This is a genomic window from Arthrobacter sp. BG3 (assembly GCF_056680185.1).
Genome location: NZ_CM155270.1, coordinates 290,420 through 316,257, shown reverse-complemented (window position 1 = coordinate 316,257; position 25,838 = coordinate 290,420). Strand labels below are relative to the sequence as shown.

23 protein-coding genes and 1 riboswitch are annotated in these 25,838 nt (G+C 68.6%); of the genes, 22 read left to right on the top strand and 1 reads right to left on the bottom strand.

Annotated elements, in window-relative coordinates:
* Nucleotides 1-580 precede the first annotated feature (580 nt).
* The 12 genes from def to hisF all read left to right on the top strand — a co-directional run bounded on the left by def (nucleotide 581) and on the right by hisF (nucleotide 11,100).
* Complete coding sequence (gene def / locus AC1MFL_RS01435) at nucleotides 581-1,177, top strand: peptide deformylase (protein WP_479812865.1); 597 nt, start codon at nucleotides 581-583, stop codon at nucleotides 1,175-1,177.
* Complete coding sequence (fmt, locus tag AC1MFL_RS01430; protein ID WP_479812863.1) at nucleotides 1,174-2,094, top strand: methionyl-tRNA formyltransferase; 921 nt, start codon at nucleotides 1,174-1,176, stop codon at nucleotides 2,092-2,094. The genes def and fmt overlap by 4 nt, the downstream gene beginning before the upstream one ends.
* Nucleotides 2,091-3,704, top strand: a complete 1,614-nt coding sequence (locus AC1MFL_RS01425) for an RsmB/NOP family class I SAM-dependent RNA methyltransferase (protein ID WP_479812861.1) — start codon at nucleotides 2,091-2,093, stop codon at nucleotides 3,702-3,704. The genes fmt and AC1MFL_RS01425 overlap by 4 nt, the downstream gene beginning before the upstream one ends.
* A 75-nt stretch (nucleotides 3,705-3,779) precedes the next feature.
* The gene (gene rpe / locus AC1MFL_RS01420) at nucleotides 3,780-4,436 is read left to right on the top strand and encodes a ribulose-phosphate 3-epimerase (RefSeq protein WP_479812859.1); all 657 of its coding nucleotides are present in this window, start codon (nucleotides 3,780-3,782) and stop codon (nucleotides 4,434-4,436) included.
* A gap of 149 nt (nucleotides 4,437-4,585) precedes the next feature.
* Nucleotides 4,586-4,736: riboswitch (FMN riboswitch) on the top strand.
* Between the two features lie 241 nt (nucleotides 4,737-4,977).
* Complete coding sequence (ribD, locus tag AC1MFL_RS01415) at nucleotides 4,978-6,096, top strand: bifunctional diaminohydroxyphosphoribosylaminopyrimidine deaminase/5-amino-6-(5-phosphoribosylamino)uracil reductase RibD (protein WP_479815615.1); 1,119 nt, start codon at nucleotides 4,978-4,980, stop codon at nucleotides 6,094-6,096.
* A complete protein-coding gene (locus AC1MFL_RS01410) occupies nucleotides 6,096-6,752 on the top strand; it encodes a riboflavin synthase (RefSeq protein WP_479812857.1) in 657 nt (218 codons plus the stop codon). Before ribD ends, AC1MFL_RS01410 begins: the two co-directional genes overlap by 1 nt.
* 83 nt (nucleotides 6,753-6,835) lie before the next feature.
* Nucleotides 6,836-7,483: a 3,4-dihydroxy-2-butanone-4-phosphate synthase gene (ribB, locus tag AC1MFL_RS01405; protein ID WP_479815614.1), complete on the top strand. Its 648-nt coding sequence runs from the start codon at nucleotides 6,836-6,838 to the stop codon at nucleotides 7,481-7,483.
* A gap of 13 nt (nucleotides 7,484-7,496) precedes the next feature.
* Nucleotides 7,497-8,195, top strand: coding sequence for a GTP cyclohydrolase II (gene ribA, locus AC1MFL_RS01400; RefSeq protein WP_479812856.1), 699 nt, complete (start codon nucleotides 7,497-7,499; stop codon nucleotides 8,193-8,195).
* Nucleotides 8,196-8,377: 182 nt separating this feature from the next.
* A complete protein-coding gene (gene ribH, locus AC1MFL_RS01395; protein WP_479812854.1) occupies nucleotides 8,378-8,863 on the top strand; it encodes a 6,7-dimethyl-8-ribityllumazine synthase in 486 nt (161 codons plus the stop codon).
* 174 nt (nucleotides 8,864-9,037) lie between these two features.
* Nucleotides 9,038-9,301 (top strand): phosphoribosyl-ATP diphosphatase, encoded by a 264-nt coding sequence (locus AC1MFL_RS01390; protein WP_123254457.1) that lies wholly within the window; start codon nucleotides 9,038-9,040, stop codon nucleotides 9,299-9,301.
* Nucleotides 9,302-9,436: 135 nt separating this feature from the next.
* Nucleotides 9,437-10,279, top strand: coding sequence for an ATP phosphoribosyltransferase (gene hisG / locus AC1MFL_RS01385; protein ID WP_226760087.1), 843 nt, complete (start codon nucleotides 9,437-9,439; stop codon nucleotides 10,277-10,279).
* A gap of 44 nt (nucleotides 10,280-10,323) precedes the next feature.
* Complete coding sequence (hisF, locus tag AC1MFL_RS01380; RefSeq protein WP_479812852.1) at nucleotides 10,324-11,100, top strand: imidazole glycerol phosphate synthase subunit HisF; 777 nt, start codon at nucleotides 10,324-10,326, stop codon at nucleotides 11,098-11,100.
* A 106-nt stretch (nucleotides 11,101-11,206) separates the two neighbouring features.
* Here the strand turns inward: hisF and AC1MFL_RS01375 are convergent, their stop codons facing one another.
* Nucleotides 11,207-11,851 carry a TIGR03085 family metal-binding protein gene (locus AC1MFL_RS01375; protein ID WP_479812850.1) on the bottom strand — a complete coding sequence of 215 codons (645 nt, stop codon included), beginning with the start codon at nucleotides 11,849-11,851 and terminating at the stop codon, nucleotides 11,207-11,209.
* Nucleotides 11,852-12,005: 154 nt separating this feature from the next.
* Between AC1MFL_RS01375 and hisI the strand changes: the two genes are divergently transcribed.
* The 10 genes from hisI to AC1MFL_RS01325 all read left to right on the top strand — a co-directional run bounded on the left by hisI (nucleotide 12,006) and on the right by AC1MFL_RS01325 (nucleotide 25,833).
* Nucleotides 12,006-12,488 (top strand): phosphoribosyl-AMP cyclohydrolase, encoded by a 483-nt coding sequence (gene hisI, locus AC1MFL_RS01370; protein WP_479812848.1) that lies wholly within the window; start codon nucleotides 12,006-12,008, stop codon nucleotides 12,486-12,488.
* 105 nt (nucleotides 12,489-12,593) lie between these two features.
* The gene (locus AC1MFL_RS01365) at nucleotides 12,594-14,159 is read left to right on the top strand and encodes an anthranilate synthase component I (RefSeq protein ID WP_479812846.1); all 1,566 of its coding nucleotides are present in this window, start codon (nucleotides 12,594-12,596) and stop codon (nucleotides 14,157-14,159) included.
* A complete protein-coding gene (locus tag AC1MFL_RS01360) occupies nucleotides 14,156-14,791 on the top strand; it encodes a Trp biosynthesis-associated membrane protein (RefSeq protein ID WP_479812844.1) in 636 nt (211 codons plus the stop codon). Before AC1MFL_RS01365 ends, AC1MFL_RS01360 begins: the two co-directional genes overlap by 4 nt.
* A gap of 103 nt (nucleotides 14,792-14,894) precedes the next feature.
* A complete protein-coding gene (locus AC1MFL_RS01355; protein ID WP_479812842.1) occupies nucleotides 14,895-15,185 on the top strand; it encodes an HGxxPAAW family protein in 291 nt (96 codons plus the stop codon).
* A 2-nt stretch (nucleotides 15,186-15,187) separates the two neighbouring features.
* Entirely contained in the window at nucleotides 15,188-16,006 is an 819-nt protein-coding gene (trpC, locus tag AC1MFL_RS01350) for an indole-3-glycerol phosphate synthase TrpC (RefSeq protein ID WP_479812840.1), read from the top strand.
* A gap of 94 nt (nucleotides 16,007-16,100) precedes the next feature.
* The gene (gene trpB / locus AC1MFL_RS01345) at nucleotides 16,101-17,450 is read left to right on the top strand and encodes a tryptophan synthase subunit beta (RefSeq protein WP_479812838.1); all 1,350 of its coding nucleotides are present in this window, start codon (nucleotides 16,101-16,103) and stop codon (nucleotides 17,448-17,450) included.
* A complete protein-coding gene (gene trpA, locus AC1MFL_RS01340; protein ID WP_479812836.1) occupies nucleotides 17,447-18,274 on the top strand; it encodes a tryptophan synthase subunit alpha in 828 nt (275 codons plus the stop codon). Before trpB ends, trpA begins: the two co-directional genes overlap by 4 nt.
* Nucleotides 18,275-18,279: 5 nt before the next feature.
* Nucleotides 18,280-19,509, top strand: a complete 1,230-nt coding sequence (lgt, locus tag AC1MFL_RS01335) for a prolipoprotein diacylglyceryl transferase (RefSeq protein WP_479812834.1) — start codon at nucleotides 18,280-18,282, stop codon at nucleotides 19,507-19,509.
* A 263-nt stretch (nucleotides 19,510-19,772) separates the two neighbouring features.
* Complete coding sequence (gene gltB, locus AC1MFL_RS01330) at nucleotides 19,773-24,383, top strand: glutamate synthase large subunit (protein ID WP_479812832.1); 4,611 nt, start codon at nucleotides 19,773-19,775, stop codon at nucleotides 24,381-24,383.
* Nucleotides 24,376-25,833, top strand: coding sequence for a glutamate synthase subunit beta (locus AC1MFL_RS01325; RefSeq protein ID WP_479812830.1), 1,458 nt, complete (start codon nucleotides 24,376-24,378; stop codon nucleotides 25,831-25,833). The genes gltB and AC1MFL_RS01325 overlap by 8 nt, the downstream gene beginning before the upstream one ends.
* Nucleotides 25,834-25,838: the final 5 nt, after the last annotated feature.

The window sequence follows — 25,838 nt, the reverse complement described above, 5'->3', positions numbered from 1 at the left end:
AATCACTCTGCCAGTTAGCTCCGACATTATTAGCCGGGCCGGACACCCGCCGAAGATGTGCGGCAGGAATTCTCCCTGGGGCACAAACCGCGTCACCGGCCGGCGTCGAACTCACGACCCGCAGCACGGTCAGGGCCCCATCGACCCCGGACACCCCGGACACCCCGGACCGGGCGGTCCCGCGGTCCGGGCCGCGGTCCGTGCCCTGCAAATCCATGAAATCCCTGACGGCTTCCATGGAACCACCCTGCCAGAGGGCTCCGACAATAAGGGCCGGCCCTGATAACGCCCGCAGTTTTATGTCCAAAGTCTTTCTGGGGCCCGGTCCGCGCCCGCGCCAGGCCGGTTGTGAGGCCCGCGCCCGCACCGCGCCCGGCCCGCGCCCGCACCGCGCCAGCGCCAGGTACGGAGGCGTAGTCCACGCCCGCGCCGTACCCGTAGTTCAGCCAGGCCACACGACACCCGCGAACCCGCGCACCCCCGCTCAAGCCGAATGATAGAAACTGTCCAGGACGAGGCCCGGAGTGCAACTAAACTGGACTAAATCCCTTCGTCGCCCACTGATAAGGACAGATTGCACATGGCCATTTTGAATATCCGCATCATCGGGGATCCTGTGCTGCGCACAGTTGCCGATCCCGTGACGGAATTCGGGCCTGAGCTGGCGAAGCTTGTTGCCGACATGACCGAAACCATGGAGGACGTGGACGGGGCGGGCTTGGCCGCGCCCCAGGTCGGCGTCAGCCAGCGGGTTTTCACCTATCGCATCCGCGGCATTGAGGGACACATCATCAACCCTGTGCTGGAAAACAGCGAGGACTTCCAGCCCGACGAAGTCGAGGGTTGCCTCTCCATCCCTGGCCTCAGCTTCCCGGTCCGCCGGCACCGGCACACCCGCGTCACCGGCGTCGACCTGCACGGCAACCCCGTCATGGTGGAGGGCGAAGGCATGCTGGCGCGGGCTTTCCAGCACGAGACAGACCACCTCAACGGCATCCTCTTCACCGACCGGCTGGAAGGCGAAGACCGGAAGGCTGCGCTGCGCGCCATCCGGAACGCCAATTACGACTCCATTACCGAGCAGACGACGGCGAAGCGCGCCAGGACCGTCGGCTCCAGCTTCGGTTCCGGCACCGCGGGTTCCGGAAGCTTCGGCGCCTTCGGCAATTCCCAGTGAGGGTTCTCTTCGCGGGGACTCCGGCGGTGGCCGTGCCCTCCCTGGACGCGCTCGTCGGAGCCGGATTCGACGTCGTTGCCGTCCTCACCCGCCCGGACGCGCCGCTCGGACGCAAACGCGTGCTGACGCCGTCGCCCGTTGCCGCCCGCGCCGCCGAACTGGGCATCAAGATCATTCACGCCTCCAAGGTGGACAGCGCGGTGACCGCGCAGATCGCTGCGGCCGCCCCCGACGTCGCCGCCATTGTGGCCTACGGCGGGCTCATCCCGCGGGCCGCCCTCGACGTTCCCCGGCATGGCTGGATCAACCTGCATTTCTCCCTGCTGCCGGCCTGGCGCGGCGCAGCCCCCGTGCAGCGGTCCGTGATCGCTGGCGACGACGTCACCGGCGCTGTCACCTTCCTGCTGGAGGAGGGGCTGGACACCGGCCCGGTGTTCGGCACCCTGACCGAATCGGTCCGGCCCGACGACACCGCGGGGGCGCTGCTCGAGCGGCTGTCCCACAGCGGCGCCATCCTGCTGACCCACACGCTGTCAGCGGTCGACGGCGGCCGGGCCGCCGCGGTGCCGCAGCAGGGTGACGTCAGCCTGGCACCCAAACTCACCCTCGAGGACGGCCGGCTCGACTGGCAGCAGCCCGCCCTGGCGATTGGACGGCGGGCCCGCGGGGTCACCCCGGAGCCCGGCGCCTGGACCACCCTCGACGGCCAGCGGGTCAAACTGGAACCGGTAAGAATGCGGCCCGAAGCTCCGGCCCTGAAACCGGGACAGCTGGCCCTGGAGGGCAAGAGTGTGCTGGTGGGAACCGGCTCGCACCCGGTTGAACTCACCCGGGTACAGCCGTCGGGCAAGAAAATGATGACCGCCGCTGATTGGGCGCGCGGACAGGCAACACTTGAAAGCGTGGTATTCGAATGAGCGAGTCCGGGACGAGCGGCAGCGGCCGAGGCCCCCAGCGCGGCGGATCAGGCGGCCAGCGCGGCGCCGGCCAAGGCGCCGGTTCCAGTGGCGGCCAGGGCGGCCGGGGGCGGGACGGCAGCCAGCGGAACGCGCAGGGCCGCGAACGCAACCGTGGTCCGCAGCGGGGATTCACCGAAAACGCGCCGTCCCAGCGCACACGCCGGGCGGACCCGGCCCGGCTCGTGGCGTTCGAGGTGCTGCGCGCCGTCGCAGCCGAGGACGCCTACGCGAACCTCGTCCTGCCCGCCCGGATCCGGCACCATGGCCTGGACAAGCGCGACGCCGGTTTCGCCACGGAACTGAGCTACGGCGCGCTGCGCGGCCAGGGAACCTATGACGCGATCCTGGCCCGCTGCGTGGACCGGCCGCTGGACCAGCTGGACCCGGCCATCCTCGATGCCCTCCGGATCGGCGCCCACCAGCTGCTGGCGATGCGCGTGCCCGCGCACGCCGCCCTGGACCAGACCGTAGGCCTGGCCCGCGCGGTGATTGGCGCCGGGCCGTCGGCGCTCATCAACGCTGTGCTCCGTAAGGTATCCGCCCACACCCTGGAGGAGTGGCTGGACCTTCTGCTCAGCGACGAGACGGACGAAACCAAGAAGGCCGCCATCCGGTACGCCCACCCGGAGTGGATTGTCCGGGCCCTCCGGCAGTCCCTCGTGGCCCACGGGCGGCCGGTCAGCGAAATCAGCGACCTCCTCGAGGCGGATAACGCCGCTCCGGTGGTCAACCTCGTGGCCCTGCCCGGGCTCGGCAGCCTGGATGAGGCCCTCGAAGGCGGCGCCATGCCCGGCGAGCTCGTCGAGGGCTCGGCCCTTTCCAGCGGCGGGGACCTCGGCCGGCTCGCTTCCGTGCGCGAAGGCACCACACGTGTCCAGGATGTCGGATCGCAGCTGGTGGCCCGCGCCATGGCCGCCGTCGACCTTGGCGATCGCACCGCCGACGGCAGCCCCGGCGCGGAAAAGCCGGCTGAACGCTGGCTGGACATGTGCGCCGGCCCCGGAGGCAAGGCCGCCCTGCTCGGCGCCCTGGCCCGGGAACAAGGCGCCACGCTGCTGGCCAACGAACCCGCCCCGCACCGCGCCAAACTGGTCCGGCAGGCCCTCGCCGCGGTTCCCCACGAGGTCTGGCATGTGCGGACCGGCGACGGCCGCGACGTCGGCACCGAAATGCCGGAAAGCTTCGACCGCGTGCTCGTGGACGCGCCGTGCACCGGGCTCGGTGCCCTGCGCCGCCGCCCGGAATCCCGCTGGCGCCGGACCCCCAAGGACCTGACGGACCTCGGCCCGCTGCAGCGCGAACTGCTCAGGTCCGCTCTGGCGGCCGTCAAGCCCGGCGGCGTGGTGGCCTACGTGACGTGCTCGCCGCACCCGGCGGAGACGACCGCCGTCGTGAGCGATGTGCTGCGCAAGCGCGAGGACCTCGAGCTGCTCGACGCCGGTTCGGCGCTGGACAGTGTCAGCCTCACCGGCCACCTCGAGGCCGGGCACGAGCTCACCGCCCAGCTGTGGCCGCATGTGCACCGCACGGACGCCATGTTCCTGGCCCTCATCCACAAAAAGGCCTGATCAACAGGGAATACTGGGACACCAGAAGCCCGCGCCTTCAACAGGACATCTCAGCAGAACGACAAGGAATTCCACATGGCCAAATGCTGTATCCACCCGAGCATCCTCTCCGCCGATTTTGCCAACCTCGAAACGGAACTGCGCAAAATCAGCACCGCGGATGCAGTGCACGTCGATGTCATGGACAACCACTTCGTGCCCAACCTCTCGCTGGGGTTGCCGGTCGTTGCACGCCTGCAGGAGATCAGCCCGGTGCCGCTGGATGCCCACCTGATGATCGAGCACGCGGACCGCTGGGCCCCGGCCTACGCCGACGCGGGTGTCGCCTCGGTGACGTTCCACGCCGAGGCGTCGATTGCGCCGATCAAGCTCGCCCGCGAGCTCCGGGCCCGCGGGGCCAAGGCCGGCCTGGCGCTCCGGCCGGGTAGCGGCATTGAGCCGTTCCTGGACATGCTCGGTGAGATCGACGTGCTGCTGATCATGACGGTGGAACCCGGCTTTGGCGGCCAGGAATTCCTTGACCTGACGCTCCCCAAGATCCGCCGGGCCCGCGCTGCGATCGACGCGTCCGGGCTGGACGTGGCGCTGCAGGTCGACGGCGGCATCACCGAGGACACCATCTGGCGTGCCGCGGACGCCGGCGCCAACGTCTTCGTGGCCGGGTCCGCCGTCTACGGTGCCGAGGATCCGGCCGAGGCGATCGAACGGCTCCGCGTCGCCGGCCGACGCTAGGAGCCGCCAGGGGCCCGTCCGGCCGTCCGGCCGGGCGTAGGAGGTGTGGCCGTCCGGCGGGAAGCGGGCTGAAAATGACGCACTCCGTAACATCCAGCCGGCGGGAATAGCCGAAGCTACCCGGCGGTTGTGCCAGAATAGCAACACACATACGTGCTCCGGGGTCGGTGTAAGTCCGAACCGGCGGTTATAGTCCGCGACCCGCGAGCCGGAGCTTCCCCTGGGAAGAATGCCGGCAGACGGTTGAACCGGTGGAACTCCGGTACCGACAGTTAAAGTCTGGATGAGAGAAGCACGTACAGCTGTTACTGCGGAGCCCTGTGGCGCCGCGGAAGTTCGCTGTCGTATACCCCCGGAGCCATCGCGGCTTTTGAGGGAAGGAACGACACAATATGGACTCTTCGCGATGGCTCTTCACCCACACTGCGGCTTTCGAAGGCCCGGTGGCAGGTTGATGAGCGTCAAACACTCGACCCACGCGGCGGTCGGCGTCGCCGCTGCCCTGGCCGTTCCCGGTTTCAGCGCAGCCGAGGTCGCCGCCATGGATGCCGCCCTCGCGGCAGCCCTGCAGGGGCCGCGCGGCGCGAACCCGCTGGTCGGCGCCGTCGTGATCGCCGCCGACGGAACCTGGCTGGCCACGGGGTATCACCGCGGCGCCGGCACCGCCCACGCGGAGGCCGATGCGATTGACCAGGCGAAGGCCGCCGGGCTCGGACTCAGCGGCACCACCATGGTGGTCACGCTGGAGCCGTGCAACCATTGCGGACGCACGGGGCCCTGCGCCCGGGCGATCATCGAGGCCGGGATTTCGGACGTCGTCTACGCGATCGATGATCCGCACGACCCCGCTGCCGGCGGCGCGGCCACACTGCGCGCCGCGGGAGTCCGCGTCCGGTCCGGACTCGGCGCGCAGGCCGCGCTGGAGCTGAACCGGCGCTGGTTCGACGCCGTTGCGGCCCAGCGTCCCTTCGTCACCTTGCACATCGCGCAGACCCTCGACAGCCGTATCGCTGCCAGCGACGGAACCAGCCAGTGGATCTCCAGCCCGCAATCCCTCGCCGACAACCACGCCCTGCGCGGCCGGATCGACGCGATCCTGGTCGGAACCCAGACGGTCCTCGTGGACAACCCGCGTCTCACCGCCCGCGGCGCCGACGGGGAACCGGCCGGCCGGCAGCCCCTGCGCGTCGTGATGGGCTACCGGGGGATCCCCGACGGCGCCGCGATCAACGGCGACGACGGGAAGGTCCTCCACCTGCCCACCCGTGATCCGCGGGAGGCGCTGGACGAGCTGTTCACCGCCGGAGTCCGGCATCTCATGGTGGAGGGCGGCTCCCGGATCCTCAGCGCCTTCCTCGCGGCCGGGCTTGTGGACGAACTCATCGTCTACCTCGCCCCGACGCTCCTTGGCTCCGGAACCCCGGCACTTGAGGACCTCGGCATCACCACCCTGGCCGATGCCCAGCAGTGGGAATGGGACCCCGCGTCCGACGGCGCGGTCCGGCAGCTCGGCCGCGACCTGCGGCTGCATCTGCGGCCCGTCCACACCGAACCCGCCCCGGCAGGCGGACCTCCAACACCGCCGGCCGCCGCGGCCAACACCCCATCCGATTCAACCCCGCTCCGCACCGTTGCGGACCCCGCCTCAGGAGGCAATTGATGTTCACCGGAATAATCGCCGAGCAGGGGAAGGTCTTGTCCGTTGAGCGCAACGGCAACATCAGCGCCACCGTCCGGCTCCACGCGCCCGGCAGCACCGAAGGCCTGGCCCTCGGCGGCTCCATCGCCGTCAACGGCGTCTGCCTCACGGCGACGGAGATCGACGGCAAGGACTTCAGCGTCGATGTGATGGGCGAGACCCTCACCCGCAGCACCATCGGCGAACTCGCCGCCGGGGACCCGGTGAACCTGGAGCGGTGCGTACCGGCCGGCGGCCGGCTCGACGGACACGTCGTCCAGGGCCACGTCGACGGCGTCGGGCAGCTGCTCGAGCGCGAGGCGCTGGGCAACTGGGACCGGCTCCGCTTCGGCGTCCCCGCCGGGCTCGCGCGCTATATCGCCGAGAAGGGCTCCATCGCCGTCGACGGCGTTTCGCTGACCGTGACCGCGGTGAGCCCCGCTGCTGAACCTGCGCCGTGGTTCGAAGTGGGGCTGATCCCCACCACACTCGCTGACACCGGACTGGGCGCGAAAGCCATCGGCAGCCACGTAAACCTCGAAGTGGACGTCCTGGCGAAGTACACTGAGCGCCTGCTCGCATTTTCAGGCACAGCAGCCGGCGGAGCAGCAGTACGCGCGGAGGGGGCAACAGCGTGAACAACGTCAAGGACATCCCTGCCCAGCAGTCCCTTCTCACTGACCCCGCCCAGGCCGCACTTCCCGCCGAGCTTGCGCCGGTCATCTCGCCGGCAGGCCTCGACCTGATCGAAGACGCCGTCCGCGCCATCGCCGCCGGACGTCCCGTCCTGGTGGTCGACAACGAGGACCGCGAAAACGAAGGCGACATCATCTTCGCCGCGCAGCACGCAACCCCGGCCCTGATGGGCTGGACCATCCGGTACAGCTCCGGCGTCATCTGCGTACCGCTCGACGGCGGCCGGGCCGACGCCCTCGCGTTGCCGCCGATGGTCGAAATCAACGAGGACGCCAAGGGCACCGCCTACACAGTCTCCTGTGACGCCGCGGTGGGCATCAGCACCGGAATTTCCGCTACGGACCGGGCCCTGACAGCCCGAATCTTGGCCGATCCCGGCAGCGGGCCGGCCGGGCTGACCCGCCCCGGGCATGTTTTTCCGCTCCGCGCCGTTAAGGGGGGAGTGCGGGAACGTCCCGGCCATACCGAAGCAGCCGTGGAGCTGTGCCAGTTGGCCGGACTCGAGCCCGTGGGTGTGATCGCAGAAGTGGTTTACGACAACGGAGAAATGATGCGGCTGGACGGACTCCGCGGTTTCGCGCTCGAGCACGGCTGCCCGCTGATCTCGATTGCGGACCTGGTGGCTTACCTTGAGGCCGGGCAGCCTGCCGGCCCCGCAACGGACCCCGTGTGATGGAGGAGAAACGATGACGACGTCGGAAGCACAAGAACAGCGGGCGGCCGGACGCCAGCCCCACCCGGTCAGCGCCGGCCCGATCGTCCAGCTGCCCACCGCCTTCGGTGATTTCGTGGCGCAGGCCTGGACGGATCTGGCCACCGGTGCCGAGCACCTGGCGGTCAGCTCCCCGCTGCCGCCGGTCGACGGCACGGCTCCGCTGGTCCGCCTGCATTCGGAATGCCTCACCGGAGACGTCTTCGGCTCCTACCGCTGCGACTGCGGTGAACAGCTGGCCTACGCCCTGGAGATGATCAACGAGTTCGGCGGGACGCTGCTGTACCTGCGCGGCCAGGAGGGCCGGGGGATCGGCCTGGCGAACAAGATGAAGGCCTACGCCCTGCAGGAAGCGGGCTTCGACACGGTGGAGGCCAACGAACAGCTGGGCCTTCCCGTGGATGCCCGCTGCTACAAGGCAGCGGCCCAGATCCTCGCGGACATGGGCCTGCACGAGGTCCGCCTGCTGAGCAACAACCCGGACAAGCAGGACCGGCTGGCCCGGGCCGGCGTCCGCGTCGTGGAGATGGTGCCCACCGAGGTCCCCTCCCGCGAACAAAACATCCGGTACCTGCAGACCAAAAAGGACCGGATGGACCACCGGCTGGTCCTGGATATGGAGCCGGCAGCGCCGGCTGCCGGTCCGCGCGGTTTCGAGCACGGCCAGGACTGAGCCGACCACAGGATTCCAGCCGGCCCCGCGCGGGGCCGGCCCGGCTTTCGGCGCAGACTTTTCGGACACAGGCTTTTGGACGCGCACACCTTTCGGCGCGCGCACTTTTTCGACACGAACAACTTTCGACACGCACAACTTTCGACACAGACCTTACGACTGAGCAGGACAAGGATTCCCAGATGAGCGGACACGGCGCACCACAGATTGACCTCAGCACCTTCAAGCCGGAGGAAACCTCCCAGCTGAAACTGGCCATCGTGGCCGCCAGCTGGCACACCCGGATCATGGACGGGCTGCTGGAGGGCGCCCTGCGCGCGGCGAAGGACGCGGGCATCAGCGAACCGACCGTGCTGCGCGTCCCCGGCACCTTTGAACTCCCCGTGGCCGCCGCCCGGCTGGCGCCGCACTTCGACGCCGTCGTGGCGCTCGGCGTCGTCATCCGCGGAGGCACCCCGCACTTCGAGTATGTCTGCGAGGCGGCCACCCTGGGCCTGACCGAGGTGTCGGTGCGCACCGGGGTCCCGGTCGGCTTCGGCGTGCTCACCTGCGACACGGAACAGCAGGGCATCGACCGGGCCGGGCTGCCGGGCTCCACCGAGGACAAGGGCCACGAGGCCGTCACCGCCGCCCTCGCGACTGCCGTGACGCTCAAGCAGTACAGCTAAACAGCTCGCCAGGCACTAAACAGCCCGCCAGGCACTAAACAGCCCGCCCAGGGTCCGGCCGTACCCCCGCCGGGGCACGGCCGGACCCTGCGGGCTGTGTAATCGCTCACATCCTCGTCGTCATGCAAGCGCCGGGCGGCCGTCCTCCGCCCGCGAGCAAGTAGGCTGGAGGGTGTGAAGAATTTCGAATCGCTGTTCGCAGAACTGAGTGAGAAGGCAGCCGCCCGCCCGGAAGGCTCCCGCACCGTCGCCGAACTGGATTCCGGAGTCCACGGCATCGGCAAGAAAGTCGTGGAGGAAGCAGCCGAGGTCTGGATGGCTGCCGAGTATGAATCCGATGAAGCCGCCGCCGAGGAAATCTCGCAGCTGCTCTACCACCTGCAGGTTCTGATGCTCGCCAAAGGACTCAGCCTGGAAGACGTCTACAAGCATCTCTAGCCACGTCCGCGCCGGACCCCGCCAGGCCCTGACCTGCTGACCCGGTGCATCGCGTGGCCCGCTGTGCCTGAACCGACTGATCTTGGACGCACTGTTCCTCAACGGACTTCGTCCCGACCCAGAAAGACCTCCCCCATGCTGAGAGTTGCCGTCCCGAACAAGGGATCCCTGTCCGAAGCCGCCTCCGCCATGCTCGCCGAGGCCGGCTACCGCCAGCGCCGCGACACCCGCGAGCTGGTCATGGTGGACCCGGACAACGACATCGAATTCTTCTTCCTCCGGCCCCGCGACATCGCCGTCTACGTCGGCCAGGGCACGCTCGACGTCGGCATCACCGGCCGCGACCTGCTCCTGGACGCCGAGGTTGAAGCCGAGGAACTCCTCCCGCTGGGCTTCGCCGCCTCCACCTTCCGCTTCGCCGGACCGGTCGGCGACTTCAGCACCGTCGAGCAGCTCGACGGCAAGCGCCTCGCCACCAGCTACGACGGACTGCTCCGCGGTTACCTCGCCGAGCGCGGCATCAAGGCCAAGGTTGTCCGCCTCGACGGCGCCGTCGAATCCTCCGTGCGCCTCGGCGTGGCGGACGCGATCGCCGACGTCGTCGAAACCGGCAACACCCTCAAGGCTGCCGGCATGGAGATCTTCGGCCAGCCCATCCTGCACTCCGAAGCCGTCCTGATCGGCCGCAAGGGTGAGCAGAACCCGGCCGCCGAGGTGCTGATCCGCCGCCTGCAGGGCGTCCTCGTGGCGCACCAGTACGTGATGATGGACTACGACATCCGCAAGGAACTCGTGGAGGAAGCCGCCGCACTCACCCCCGGACTGGAATCGCCGACGGTCTCGCCGCTGCGCGATTCGGACTGGGTCGCGGTCCGTTCGATGGTGCCGAAGAAGCAGACCAACCGGATCATGGACGAGCTCTACGACCTGGGCGCCCGCGCCATCCTGGTCAGCACGATCCACGCCTGCCGCATCTGACCCGGCGTGTATGTTCCTTCCGTGAGCGAATACCAGGAGAAGTCATGGCAGTAGCCGTCCGCGTTATCCCGTGCCTGGACGTTGATGCCGGCCGCGTGGTCAAGGGCATCAACTTCGAAGGACTCCGCGACGCCGGAGACCCCGTCGAACTGGCGCACCGCTACGACAACGGCGGCGCCGACGAACTGACCTTCCTCGACGTCACGGCGTCCTCGGGCAACCGGGAGACAACCTTCGACGTCGTCCGGCGCACCGCCGAGGAAGTCTTCATCCCGCTGACCGTCGGCGGCGGTGTCCGCGGCGTCGCCGAGGTGGACAAGCTCCTGCGCTACGGGGCGGACAAGGCCGCGATCAACACCGCCGCCGTCGCCCGTCCCGACGTGATCGACGAGATCACCCGGCACTTCGGGTCCCAGGTCCTGGTGCTGTCCCTCGACGCGCGCCGCACCCGTCCCGGCTCCCAGCCCACCCCCTCCGGCTTCGAAGTCACCACCCACGGGGGACGCCAGGGGACCGGAATCGACGCGATCGCCTGGGCCCGGGAAGCGGCCGACCGCGGTGTGGGTGAAATCCTGCTCAACTCGATCGACGCCGACGGCACCAAGGACGGCTTCGACCTGGAACTGATCCGGCTCGCGCGGGCCGCCGTCAAGGTCCCCCTCATCGCCTCCGGCGGTGCCGGCAAGCCGGAGCACTTCCCGCCCGCCGTCGCGGCCGGAGCCGACGCGGTCCTCGCCGCGTCCGTCTTCCACTTCGGCCCGCTGGACATGATCGCGCAGGTCAAGGCCGCGATCCGTGCAGCAGGCTTCGAAGTCCGCTAACCAGCCGCCGCTTAAACCAACGCGGGGTCACTTCGCGCCCATCCCGGAGGGGATTACGGGCGCTAAGTGACCCCGCGTTGCTGTGTGGGGTGCTGGGTGTGTGGGGTTAGAGTCCGACTTCGGCGGACTGCAGGAGCGCGACGGCGTCCGGCTGGCCTTCGAAGGTCACGAGGGCGTGGCGGGTGCGGCCGTGGGCGTGCATGAGGAGTTCGCCCGGCTCGCCGACGATCGCCACCGAGACCGGGGCGCGTTTGGCGACGTGCCGGGGGCCGGAGGGGCGCACCAGCACGATCCCGAGGTCCACCCCGCGGTAGAGAATCGCCGCGCGCTTCACCAGTTCATCCCAGAGGGCGTCGGAGTAGGCCTCGTCGAGGGCGCGGGGTGCCCAGCGGTCCACGGCCCGGCGGATGTCCTCGGTGTGGACGAAGTATTCGATCAGGTTGGCGCTTTCGTCCAGGGCCTTGATCTTCATCGGGGAAAACGCGGACGGCCCGGCGCGGAAGGAGTTGACCAGCTTGTTGTAGTCCTCCGGCGTCTGGAGCTTGGCGGCCAGCGCGGCTGTGGCCTGGTCCGAGGCCTTGGACAGACGCTTGATCAGCAGTCCCAGGCCGACGGCCGCTTTGCGCTCTCGGAGGTACAGGTGGGCAGCAAGGTCCCTGGTCAGCCAGCCCTTACAGAGCGTGGGGGAGTCAGGACCGGCCGCCAGTAAGGTTTCGGCCAGAACTTCTCGGGACGGATCGACGAAATGCATCACTTGTGAAACTAGCACGAGAGTGCCCCGCGTGGGCACGTGAACCGCCGTCGTTTGTGCCACTGGGAGCCGTCTCACATCCGCGTGACGCCGATGTTAAGGGGGCGCCGGGCGGCTGGGCGGCGCCGTGCCGGGAGGCACTAGACTGGAGCTGATGTCTGAGCAGCCCGCCCCCGCCCCCGTCAGTGGAAGAACTGTCAACGGAATCACCGACGGCGGACGTTCCGTCGGTGGAAGTCCTGTCCCGGAAAACACCGGTCCCGGATCGGCCGCGCCCGCGGACACCCTTCCCGCCGGCCTCGCAGCAGCCCTGAAGCGGGACAGTGCCGGCCTGGTCGCAGCGATCGTGCAGCAGTTCGACACCAACGAGGTGCTGATGCTCGGCTGGATGGATGACGAGGCCCTGCGCCGCACCATGACCAGCGGGCGGGTGACGTTCTACTCACGCTCCCGCCAGGAATACTGGCGCAAGGGGGACACCTCCGGCCACGTGCAGTGGGTCAAGTCGCTCGCAATGGACTGCGACGGCGACGCGCTGCTGGTCCGTGTGGACCAGGTCGGCGCGGCCTGCCACACCGGGACCCGGACCTGCTTCGACGGCCGCGGACTCGACGTCGTCACCGGCCACGCCGACTGACCCGGCGGTTGACTGCGGCCCAGCCGCAGCAAGCAGCCCCGGCGGGGCCCGGCCCCGCACACTCAACCTTCAGGACCACTGAAAGAACAGGCGGAAACCACAGCCATGCAGGACCTTGGAATCATCAGCCCGGGCCTGGAGGAGTTCCGTGAACTCGCAGGCCACAGCCGTGTTATCCCCGTCCGGCTGAAGGTGCTGGCTGACGCCGAAACGCCGATCGGGCTGTACCGCAAACTTGCCCAGGGCCAGCCCGGCACGTTCCTGATGGAATCCGCCGCCGTCGGAGGCTCCTGGTCGCGCTACTCCTTCATCGGCGCGCGGTCCAGGGCTACCCTGACCACCAAGGACGGCCAGGCATACTGGCTGGGCGAGCCGCCCGTCGGGGTGCCGCTGGGCGGCAGCCCGGTGGACGCGATCCGCGACACCATTGAGGCCCTGCGCACCGACCGCTTCGACGACCTTCCGCCCTTCACCTCCGGCCTGGTGGGCTTCCTCGGCTGGGAAACCGTCCGGCACTGGGAGAAACTGACCAGCCCGCCGGAGGATGACCTGCAGCTGCCCGAAATGGCGCTCAACCTCGTCACGGACATGGCGGTGCACGACAACATGGACGGCACCGTGCTGCTGATCGCCAACGCGATCAACTTCGACAACAGCTCCGACCGGGTCGACGAGGCCTGGCACGACGCCGTCGCCCGGGTCAAGGCGCTGCTGGCCCAGGTCAGCACCCCCGTGAAACAGCCGGTTTCCGTGCTCGACCCGGCCGCCCTGGACTTCGCCTCCAGCGTGCAGGAACGCTGGAACGAGACGGACTACCTCGCCGCCCTGGACCGCAGCAAGGAAGCGATCGTCGACGGCGAGGTCTTCCAGGTGGTCATCTCGCGCCGCTTCGAAATGGAATGCGGCGCCGACCCGCTGGACGTCTACCGGGTGCTCCGGAACACCAACCCCAGCCCCTACATGTACATCTTCAGCCTCGAGGACGCCGACGGCCGGCAATATTCGATCGTCGGGTCCTCCCCGGAGGCGCTGGTGACCGTGACGGGCGAGGAAGTCATCACCCACCCCATCGCCGGCTCCCGGCCGCGCGGCAAGACCGTGGAGGCGGACAAGGCCCTGGCCGAGGAGCTCCTTGCGGACGAGAAGGAACGCGCCGAACACCTGATGCTGGTGGACCTGTCCCGCAACGACCTCTCCAAGGTCTGCGTCGCCGGCTCCGTCGACGTCACCCAGTTCATGGAAGTCGAGCGCTTCAGCCACATCATGCACCTGGTCTCCACCGTCGTCGGCAAACTTGCGCCCACCGCGAAGGCCTACGACGTGCTGAAGGCGACGTTCCCGGCCGGGACGCTGTCCGGCGCCCCCAAGCCCCGCGCGCTGCGCCTGCTCGATGAGCTGGAACCGCACCGCCGCGGGATCTACGGGGGAGTGGTCGGCTATCTCGACTTCGCCGGCGACATGGACATGGCCATCGCCATCCGCTCGGCGCTGCTGCGGGAAGGACGCGCCTACGTGCAGGCAGGCGGCGGCATCGTGGCCGACTCCGTGAACGCCACGGAGGCCCTCGAAACCGTGAACAAGGCCGCCGCCCCGATGCGGGCCGTCCACACAGCCCGGTCGCTGCGCAATATCACCGCCGAGTCCATTCCCGACGCCGGGACGCAGTCATGAGCGGCAGCACGGTCAAGAGCACCAGCCCGGTCGTCCCACGCTGGGCCCGGAAGTCCACCCTGGTGCTGGCCATCGTCGCCCTGGCGTTGGCCGTCTTCGGAACCACCACGCAGACCTGGCTCACCGTCCACCTGGACCCTGCCCAGCTCGGCCAGGCCGTCAGCAGCCAGGACGGCCTGCACGTGCAGGGCAGCAAAGCCGCGACGACGGTGACGGCCCTGGCGCTGGTGGCTCTCGCCGGCGGGCTCGCGGTGTCGATCGCCGGCCGGATCGCCCGCTGGATCATCACGGCGCTCATCCTGCTGGCCGCCGCCGGCATCGTCAGCGCCGCCGCGATCGTGATTGCGGACCCGCTGGCCGCCGCCCAGGGATCCATCGCCGCCGCCACCGGAATCACCGGCAGCGACGTATCGGTGGACGTCACCGTGTTCCCGGGCCTCGCCGTCGTGGCCGGAGCCCTGCTGGGGCTCAGCGCGCTGCTGATCATCCCGGCGGGCCGCTTCTGGAAGTCGCGCACCAAATACGACACCGCAGCCACGGGTGCCGCCGCCGCCGGGTCCGCGGCGCCGGACGGACCGGCGGACGACATCGACAGCTGGGACCGTTTGTCACGAGGCGACGATCCCACCTGAGCCGGTGCCGCGTGCACGCCCGGTAACGCGGCCCGGTAACGCGGCGAACAACACAGCCAAAAAATGGCAGAATGTAAGCAGTATTCACCCTGAGGAGATTCCCATGAGCAAAGCCCCTGTTTCCGCCCCCAAGCCCGCTGCCGGAACCGGCTACTCCTACGACGACATCGATCACCAAGAACCGACCGGCCACGGCAACAGCCCGGCAGCCTGGACCACCGTTTTTGTCATGCTCGTCGGCGCCCTCATCATGTCCATCGCCTTTGTCATCGCCAACGCCACGATCTTCATCGCGGGCGGCGTCGTCATGGCCGTCGGCCTGGTCGTCGGCTTCGTCATGCGCAAGGCCGGTTACGGTGTGGGCGGCAGCAAGCTGAAGAACTCCGGCCACTAAGGGTGAGCGTTCTCGATGACATCAACGCCGGTGTCAGGGAGGATATGGAGGCCCGCCGGCGGGTCACCACGCTCGCCGAGCTGAAGGAGCGCGCCGCCGCGGCCGCACCGGCGCGCGACGCGTGGACCGCCCTGGGCGGTGCCTCGGCAACGCGCGACCAGCTGAGGGTCATTGCTGAAATCAAGCGCCGCAGCCCCTCCAAGGGCGATCTCGCCAGTATTGCGGACCCTGCCTCGCTCGCCGTGCAGTACGCCGGCGGCGGCGCCGCCGCGATCAGCGTCCTGACCGAACAGCGCCGTTTCAACGGCTCGCTCGCCGACTTCGACGCCGTCCGGGCAGCCGTGGACATCCCGCTGCTGCGCAAGGACTTCATGATCGACGAGTACCAGATCTGGGAGGCCCGGGCACACGGGGCCGACCTGATCCTGCTGATCGTGGCGTCCCTGTCCGATGCGCAGCTGCGCGAGTTCAGCGCCCTCAGCCGCGAACTCGGCATGAACGTGCTCGTCGAAACGCACACCGCCGGGGAAATTGAGCGGGCGGTCGCCGCCGAGGCGCGGATCATCGGCGTCAACGTGCGCAACCTCAAGACGCTCGACGTCGACCGTTCCGTTTTCGCCGAACTCGCCGGAGGCATCCCCGCCGGCGCGCTCGTCATCGCGGAATCGGGCGTGCGCGGCGTCAACGATGTCCGGCACTACGCCGCGAACGGCGCCAACGCGGTACTCGTGGGCGAAGCCCTGGTCAGTGACGCGACCCCGCGGGAGCGGATCGCGGAGTTTATGGCCGCCGGAGCAGAAGAAATCGCCGCACGTTCCTGAACGGCGCTCCGGCCGGGCAATGCCTGGCCGGACTCGGCAGCGCAGCCGTGCGGACCCCAGATCTAATTAGCAGTGGAACAGGATGGTGAGACTGATGGTCGATGCGCCAGCAGCCGGCTCAGACGAAAGCGCCGTGGACGCGTTCCTGCAGGGTGGAGAATCCCTGCGGCACGCCCCCGGACCCTACTTCGGCGCCTACGGCGGCCGATGGATGCCCGAGTCACTCATCGCAGCCCTGGATGAGCTTGAGGACACCTTCGAGAAGGCCAAGGCCGATCCGGAGTTCACCGCGCAGATCGCGGAGCTGAACAAGAACTACTCGGGCCGGCCCTCGCTGCTGACCGAGGCCAAGCGCTTCGCCGAACACGCCGGGGGAGTCCGGATCTTCCTCAAGCGCGAGGACCTCAACCACACCGGTTCGCACAAGATCAACAACGTGCTGGGACAGGCGCTCCTGGCCAAGCGCATGGGCAAGACCCGTGTCATCGCCGAAACCGGCGCCGGCCAGCACGGCGTCGCCAGCGCCACGGCTGCAGCCCTGATGGGGCTGGAATGCGTCGTGTACATGGGCGCCGAGGACTGCCGCCGGCAGTCCCTGAACGTCGCCCGGATGGAGCTCCTCGGAGCCACCGTCATCCCGGTGACCAACGGTTCCCAGACCCTCAAGGACGCCATCAACGAGGCGCTCCGCGACTGGGTCGCCAACGTGGACAACACCCACTACCTGCTGGGCACCGCCGCCGGGGCGCACCCGTTCCCGGCCATGGTCCGGTACTTCCACGAGGTCATCGGCGAGGAGGCCCGGGCGCAGATCCTGGAGCAGGCCGGCCGCCTGCCCGACGCCGTCTGCGCCTGCATCGGCGGCGGCTCGAACGCCATCGGCATCTTCCACGGCTTCCTGGACGATCCCTCGGTCAAGATCTACGGCTTCGAGGCCGGCGGCGAGGGCGTCGAAACCGGCCGCCACGCCGCCACCATCACCCTCGGCAAGCCCGGCGTGCTGCACGGCGCCCGCTCCTACCTGATGCAGGACGACGACGGCCAGACCATCGAATCGCACTCCATTTCGGCGGGCCTGGACTACCCCGGAGTCGGCCCGGAGCACTCCTACCTCGCGGACATCGGGCGCGTCAGCTACGAGCCCATCACCGACAGCGAGGCGATGGACGCGTTCCGGCTGCTCTGCCGCACCGAAGGCATCATCCCGGCCATCGAGTCCGCGCACGCCCTGGCCGGAGCGATGAAAATCGGCCAGCGGATCGCCGCCGAATGCGCCGCCGACGAAGCCGCCGGCAAATCAACCGTCAAAGCATCCGAGAAGATCGTGATCGTGAACCTCTCCGGCCGCGGCGACAAGGACGTGGCCACCGCCGCCGAATGGTTCGACCTGCTGGACAAGGATTCACCCGAGCACGAGATCGCCAAAGAGGGGGAGCAGCTGTGAGCACCGTGCAGGAACCGGGCACCGCCCGGACCGCCAGCAAGTCCGCTGCCGCCATTGACCGGGCCAAAGCCCAGGGCCGCGCGGCCCTCATCGGCTATCTGCCCGCCGGCTACCCCAGCGTCGAGGACACCATCGCGGCCGGCATCGCCCTCGCGGAAAACGGCGCAGACCTGATCGAAATCGGGATCCCGTACTCCGACCCGGTCATGGACGGCCTGGTCATCCAGGCGGCCACCAGCGAGGCCCTCAACAAGGGCTTCCACGTCCAGCAGGTCTTCGACGTCGTCCGCGGCATCACCAGCAAGACCGACGCCGCCGTGCTGGTCATGACCTACTGGAACCCCGTGGTCCGGATGGGCGTGGAGGAATTCTCCCGCCGTCTCGCCGAAGCCGGGGGAGCCGGGCTCATCACCCCCGACCTGATCCCCGACGAAGCCTCCGAATGGATGGCGGCCTCGGACATGTACGGTCTGGACCGGGTGTTCCTGGTGGCGCCGTCATCGTCGCCGGAGCGCATGAAGCGCACCGTCGACGCGAGCCGGGGCTTCGTCTACGCTGTCTCGATCATGGGTGTCACCGGCGCCCGCACCTCGGTCAGCTCCGCGGCCAAGGACGTTGTGGCCGCCGCGCACGCTGCCGGCGCAGAACGCGTCTGTGTCGGGCTGGGCGTGTCCAACGCGGACCAGGTCCGCGAGATCGCAGCCTACGCGGATGGCGTGATCGTTGGCACCGCGCTCGTCGTGGCCATCGGCGACGGCGGCGTGGATGCGGTAGCGTCCTTGACGAAAGACCTCAGCACCGGCCTCACCAGGGAAGAAGCATAAAGCACATGCAGTCAGTCCTCCACGCGGCAGCGATGATTCCCGCGAGCATTCCGAGCCCGGACTGGTCCGGCTTCGACATCCCGCTGCCGTGGGGGACCCTGCGCATCCACGCCTACGCCCTGTGCATCCTGCTCGGCATCGTTGCCGGCCTGTGGCTCACCTCGGTGCGCTGGGCCAAGCGCGGCGCCCCGGAGGGCAGCGTGTGGGACATTGCCATCTGGGCCATCCCCTTCGGCATCATCGGCGGCCGGCTCTACCACGTGGTGTCCTCACCGGATGCGTACTTCGGCCCCGGCTTTAACGGCACAGGTGACCTGTCCCTGATCCCGCAGCTCCAGCGCGGCGGACTGGGGATCTGGGGAGCCGTGCTGCTGGGCTCCGTGGGTGCGTGGATCGGCTGCCGCAGGGCGGGGGTCAAGCTGAGCGCCTTCCTCGACGCCGCCGCGCCCGGCCTGCTGCTGGCCCAGGCAATCGGCCGCTGGGGCAACTACTTCAACCAGGAGCTCTTCGGCGGCCCCACCACGCTGCCGTGGGGGCTGCAGATCGACGCCGACAACCCGAACTTCCCGCCCGGCATGGCCGCCGGCACCCTCTTCCACCCGACATTCCTCTACGAATCCCTCTGGAACCTGGCCGGCGTCGGGATCCTGCTGCTGCTGGACCGCAGGTTCCGCTTCCGCCGGGGCCGGCTGTTCTGCCTCTACGCGGTCTACTACACGCTGGGCCGGGTCTGGATCGAGGCGATGCGGATCGACGATGCCGAGCAGATCAACCTCTTCGGCATCACCACCCGGCTGAACGTGTGGACCAGCATCTTCGTACTGCTGGGTGCGCTGGCCGCGTTCATCATCCTGGGCCTGCGCAAGCGCACGGAGCCCGACACGGTCTACCTGCCGGGCCGCGAACCGTCCGCTCCCGCCGACGACCTGGATGACGAGGCCGCAACGGCCGCAGCCGAAGCCCGAAACGACGCGGCAATCAAGGAGCCGGCCACCGTTCCGGCCACCGGTCCTGCCCCCAGCGAGGGCGTCCAGCATTCGGATTCTGCTGTCTCAGATAGTGGTTTGCGTGGTAATCTCCCTGTTAACCAGAGCGGTCCAGGCCACGCTTCCGCCCCAGCTGAAGCGTCAAAGGAATCCACGGGCGGCACCAAGCCCGCCACGGGAGCGCCGGCGGCCGGAGCATCCGGCCACCAGGCCACCGGAACCGCGCCGGACGCTGAGGGCACCAAGTAGCTCAGCCCCGGCAAACCGGGCCGCGGAGTCACCCCTCGCAGAGCCCGTCTCCACAACGGCGTGGCAGCAAGGAAAGCACCGGACAGCAGAGAGTTGTTGTTCGCGCAATTCCGGGCCGGCGGTTGCGTAACTGTTAGTGCAGGACGCGGCGCTGACCTACAATTCGAATAAGAAAAAACTTTGTTGTGCCCATCACACCGGCGCACCGATGCGGGCCAATGTTGTCCCTCCCATACGCACGATCAGGAGGAAGGACGTCTCCCATGACCCAAACCCTGCACAGCCCCAGTTGGTCCGAGCCTCAGCAGGCCGCCATGTCACCTTTCAAGCGCTTCGCAGCGCTTCCCGAAGCGGCCGGGCTCTACAACCCCGAGCAGGAGAAGGACGCCTGCGGACTCGCCATCATCGCCACGCTGCGGGGGGAGCCGGGTTACGACATCGTTGACGCCGCCCTGACCGCCCTGCGCAACCTCGAGCACCGTGGCGCCGTGGGCGCCGACGAGGGCACCGGCGACGGCGCCGGACTGCTGATGCAGGTCCCGGACGAATTCTTCCGCGCAGTGGCCGACTTCGAACTTCCGGCACCCGGACAATTCGCGGTGGGCACGGCGTTCCTCCCGGCCGAGAAGCGCGAATCCGACGCCGCGAAGGCCGGCATCGAAGGCCTCGCCGCCGACGAGGGCCTCACCGTCCTCGGCTGGCGCGAAGTGCCGATCGTGGCCGACCTCGTCGGGGCAATGGCCCGGGCCTGCATGCCCTACTTCTCCCAGCCGTTCTTTGCCTCCAGCACCGGGGAGGTGCTGGAGCGCAACGAACTCGACTCCCGCGCCTGGCGCATCCGGAAGCGCGCGCAGAACAAATTCGGCGTGTACTTCCCGTCGCTGTCCTGCCGGACCATCGTCTACAAGGGCATGCTCACCACGGCCCAGCTCGAGCCGTTCTACCCGGACCTCTCGGACAAGCGCTTCAAGACCAAGCTTGCGATCGTCCACTCACGCTTCTCCACCAACACCTTCCCGTCCTGGCCGCTGGCCCAGCCGTTCCGGACCATCGCCCACAACGGCGAAATCAACACGGTCAAGGGAAACCGCAACTGGATGCGTGCCCGCCAGTCGCAGCTGGCCAACCCGCTGCTGGGGGATTCCCCCGAGGAGCTCTACCCGATCTGCACCCCGGGCGCTTCCGACTCGGCCTCCTTCGACGAGGTCGCGGAACTGCTCTGGCTCTCCGGCCGGCCGATCACGCACTCGATCATGATGATGATCCCCGAGGCCTGGGAAAACCACGCCACGATGGATCCGGCCCGCCGCGCCTTCTACGAGTACCACTCCATGCTGATGGAACCGTGGGACGGCCCCGCCGCGGTGTCCTTCACCGACGGCAACCTCGTCGGCGCCACCCTGGACCGCAACGGGCTGCGCCCCGGCCGGTTCTGGATCACCGAGGATGGCCTGATCATCTTCGCCTCCGAGGTCGGCGTGATCGACGTCGAACCTTCCAAGGTGGTCAAGAAGGGCCGCGTCTCACCCGGCAAGATGTTCCTCGTGGACACCGACGCCGGCCGGATCATCAGCGACGCCGAGGTCAAGGCCGAGGTGGCCGCCGCCAACCCGTGGGCCGACTGGGTCAAGGAAAACCTGATCGACCTGAAGGACCTGCCCGAGCGCGAGCACGTCGTGCACACCGCGGCCTCGGTCAACATCCGCCAGCGCACCTTCGGCTACACCACCGAGGAACTGAAAATCCTGCTGGGCCCGATGTCCCGCACCGGCGCCGAGCCGCTCGGAGCCATGGGCTCGGACACCCCTGTGGCCGTGCTGTCCAAGCGGCCCCGGCTGCTCTTCGACTACTTCGTGCAGTCCTTCGCGCAGGTCACCAACCCGCCGCTGGACGCCATCCGCGAGGAACTCGTCACCTCGCTGACGTGCGCGATCGGCCCCAACGGCAACCTGCTGGACACCAAGCAGGTCCGCCAGCCGCAGGTTGCGCTGCCGTTCCCGGTGATCAACAACGACCAGCTCGCCAAGATCGCGAACATCGAGAACGCCGACGGCGACAAGGTCGCCATGAAGGTCCGCGGCCTCTACCGCCCCGAAGGCGGCGAAAATGCGCTGCGCGCCCGCCTGACCGAAATCTGCGAGCAGGTCTCCGGCGCCATCAACCGCGGGGTGCAGTACGTCGTGCTCTCGGACCGCGACTCCAACGCCCAGTGGGCACCCATCCCGTCCCTGCTGCTGGTCAGCGCCGTGCACCACCACCTGCTGCGCAGCGCCAACCGCACCAAGACCGCCCTCGTGGTGGAGGCCGGCGACGTCCGCGAGACCCACCACGTGGCCGTGCTGATCGGCTACGGCGCCTCGGCCGTGAACCCGTACCTGGCGATGGAATCGGTGGAGCAGCTGATTACCTCCGGCGACGTCGTCGGGGTCACCGCGCAGGACGGCGTCTACAACCTGATCAAGGGCCTCGGCAAGGGCGTCCTGAAGATCATGTCCAAGATGGGCATCTCCACCGTGGCCTCCTACACCGGGGCCCAGACCTTCGAGGCCCTGGGCCTGGGCCAGGACCTGGTGGACGAATACTTCTCCGGCACGCACTCCCAGCTCGGCGGCGTCGGCCTCGACGTCATCGCGGCCGAGGTCGCGGCACGCCACCGGATGGCGTACCCCGAGAACGGCATCGAGCAGCCCCACCAGGCGCTGCTCGGCGGCGGCGAGTACCAGTGGCGCCGCGACGGTGAGCCCCACCTGTTCAACCCGGAGACCGTGTTCCGGCTGCAGCATGCCACGCGTGAGCGCCGCTACGACATCTTCAAGGCTTACACCCGCGGCGTGGATGACCAGTCCGAGAACCTGATGACCCTGCGCGGGCTCCTGAAGTTCAAGGCCGGGCTGCGCCCCGCGGTCCCGCTCGAGGAAGTGGAGTCCGTCTCCAGCATCGTCAAGAGGTTCTCCACCGGTGCGATGAGCTACGGCTCCATCTCCCAGGAGGCCCACGAAACCCTCGCGATCGCCATGAACCGGCTGGGCGGCAAGTCCAACACCGGCGAAGGCGGCGAGGACGTCGACCGGCTGCTGGACCCGACGCGCCGCTCCGCGGTCAAGCAGATCGCCTCCGGCCGCTTCGGCGTGACCAGCCTCTACCTGACCAACGCCGATGACATCCAGATCAAGATGGCCCAGGGCGCCAAGCCCGGCGAAGGCGGCCAGCTGATGGCGCAGAAGGTCTACCCCTGGGTGGCCCGGACACGGCACTCGACGCCCGGCGTCGGGCTCATCTCCCCGCCCCCGCACCACGACATCTACTCGATCGAGGACCTCGCCCAGCTGATCTACGACGCGAAGCGGGCCAACCCCTCGGCCCGGGTGCACGTCAAGTTGGTCTCCGAGGTCGGGATCGGCACGGTCGCCGCCGGCGTCACGAAGGCCAAGGCCGACGTCGTCCTGGTTTCCGGGCACGACGGCGGGACCGGCGCCTCGCCGCTGAATTCGCTCAAGCATGCCGGTGTGCCGTGGGAACTCGGCCTCGCCGAGACCCAGCAGACGCTGATGCTCAACGGCCTGCGCGACCGCGTGGTGGTGCAGGTGGACGGCCAGCTCAAGACCGGCCGCGACGTCGTGATCGCCGCGCTGCTCGGCGGCGAGGAGTTCGGGTTCGCCACCGCGCCGCTGGTGGTTTCCGGCTGCATCATGATGCGCGTCTGCCACCTGGACACCTGCCCGGTGGGCGTCGCGACGCAGAACCCGGAGCTGCGCTCCCGCTTCACCGGCAAGCCGGAATTCGTGGTCAACTTCTTCGAATTCCTCGCCGAGGAAGTCCGCGAGATCCTCGCCGAGCTTGGCTTCCGCAGCATCCAGGAAGCGATCGGCCACGCCGAAATGCTCGATACCCGTGAGGCGATCAACCACTGGAAGGCCGAAGGGCTGGACCTGGACCCGATCCTGCACGGACTCGAATTCGACGACGACGCACCCCTGCGCAACCTCACCGGCCAGAACCACGAGCTGGACAAGCACTTTGACCAGCGCCTCATCGTGATGGCCGCGGAGGCCCTGAGCGACCGCACCCCGGTCAAAATCGCCGTCGACGTGATCAACACGGACCGCTCCGTCGGCACGATGCTCGGCCACGTGGTCACCAAGACCTTCAGCACGGACGTGCTGGCCACCGACACGATCGACATCACGCTGACCGGCACCGCCGGCCAGTCGCTCGGTGCGTTCCTGCCGGCGGGCATCACGCTGCGGATGTTTGGTGACTCGAACGACTACGTCGGCAAGGGGCTTTCCGGCGGGCGCATCATCGTCCGGCCGGACCGCACCAACGTGTTCCCGGCCGAACGCAACGTGATCGCCGGAAACGTGATCGGCTACGGCGCCACGAGCGGCGAAATGTACCTCCGCGGCCAGGTCGGCGAACGTTTTATGGTCCGCAACTCCGGCGCCACCGCGGTGGTCGAGGGAATCGGCGACCACGGCTGCGAGTACATGACCGGCGGTCAGACGCTGATCATCGGCCGCACCGGCCGCAACTTCGGTGCCGGCATGTCCGGCGGCACGGCCTACGTGCTGGACCTGCAGACCGAACGCGTCAACAAGCAGGCCCTGGAGTCCGGCGAGCTGCAGCTGCGCGAGCTCGACGCCGAGGACCGCGAGATTGTCCATGGACTGCTGCAGAAGCACTTCGAGGAGACCGAGTCGCTGCTCGCGGCCCGGCTGCTGGAGAACTTCGACGACACCGCAGCCCGCATAACCAAGGTGCTGCCGCGCGACTACGCGGCCGTACTGCAAACCCGTCTCGACGCCATCGAAGAGGGCCTTGACCCCGACGGCGAAGAAGTTTGGTCTCGAATCCTGGAGGTGACCGGTGGCTGATCCACGCGGATTTCTGAAAGTACGTCAGCGCGAAACCCAGCCCCGCCGTCCCGTTCCGGTCCGCATCATGGACTGGAAGGAAGTCTACGAGGCGCAGGAGAAGGGTGTCCTGAAGGCCCAGGCGGGCCGCTGCATGGACTGCGGCGTGCCGTTCTGCCACCAGGGCTGCCCGCTGGGAAACCTCATTCCGGAATGGAATGACCTCATCTGGCGGGACAAGGGCGAGGAAGCGATGGAGCGGCTGCACGCCACCAACAACTTCCCCGAATTCACCGGGCGGCTCTGCCCGGCACCCTGCGAGGCTTCCTGCGTGCTGGGCATCAACCAGCCCGCCGTGACCATCAAGCAGGTTGAGGTCTCCATCGTGGACCAGGCTTTCGAGAACGGCTGGGTCAACCCGCTGCCGCCGGCCCGGCTCAGCGGCAAGACAGTCGCCGTCGTCGGCTCCGGCCCCGCCGGGCTCGCCGTCGCGCAGCAGCTGACCCGGGTGGGCCACACCGTCGCCGTCTACGAGCGCGACGACAAAATCGGCGGGCTCCTGCGGTACGGCATCCCCGATTTCAAGATGGAGAAAGAGCACGTCGACCGCCGTCTGGAGCAGATGAAGGCCGAAGGCACCCGCTTCCGGACCGGCGTCGCCGTCGGCACCGATGTGACCTGGGAGCAGCTGCGCCGCCGGTACGACGCCGTCGTTATCGCCACGGGCGCCACCGTCCCGCGTGACCTGCCGATCCCGGGCCGCGAGCTTGAGGGCGTGCACTTCGCGATGGACTACCTCGTCCCGGCCAACCGTGTGGTGGCGGGGGAGACGGTGGAGAACCAGATCAACGCCGCAGGAAAGCATGTGATCATCCTCGGCGGCGGCGACACCGGTGCGGACTGCCTCGGCACCGCGCACCGGCACCAGGCCGCGTCCGTCACCACCCTGGCGATCGGCAAGCAGCCGCCGGCGGAGCGCGCCAGCCACCAGCCGTGGCCGACGTTCCCCACCCTGTTCGAGGTTGCCAGCGCCCACGAGGAAGGCGGCGAACGCACCTACCTCGCCTCCACCGTGGAGTTCGTCGGCGAGAACGGCAAGCTCACCGGAGTCAAGGTGGCCGAGACCGAATTTGTCGACGGCAAGCGACTCCCGAAGGCCGGCACCGAGCGGATCATCCCGGCGGACCTGGTGTTCCTCTCGCTGGGCTTCACCGGCCCGGAACCGGCAGGGATCACCGAGCAGGTCAGCGCCGAATTCGACGGCCGCGGCAACGTGGCCCGCGACGGGTACTACATGACCAACACGGAAGGCATCTTCGTCGCCGGAGACGCCGGCCGCGGCCAGTCCCTCATCGTCTGGGCCATCGCGGAGGGGCGTGCCTGCGCCGCCGCGGTGGACAAGTTCCTGATGGGCAGCACCATTCTTCCGGCTCCCGTGGCCCCGACCGACCGGGCCATGGCCGTCCTCTAGGCCGC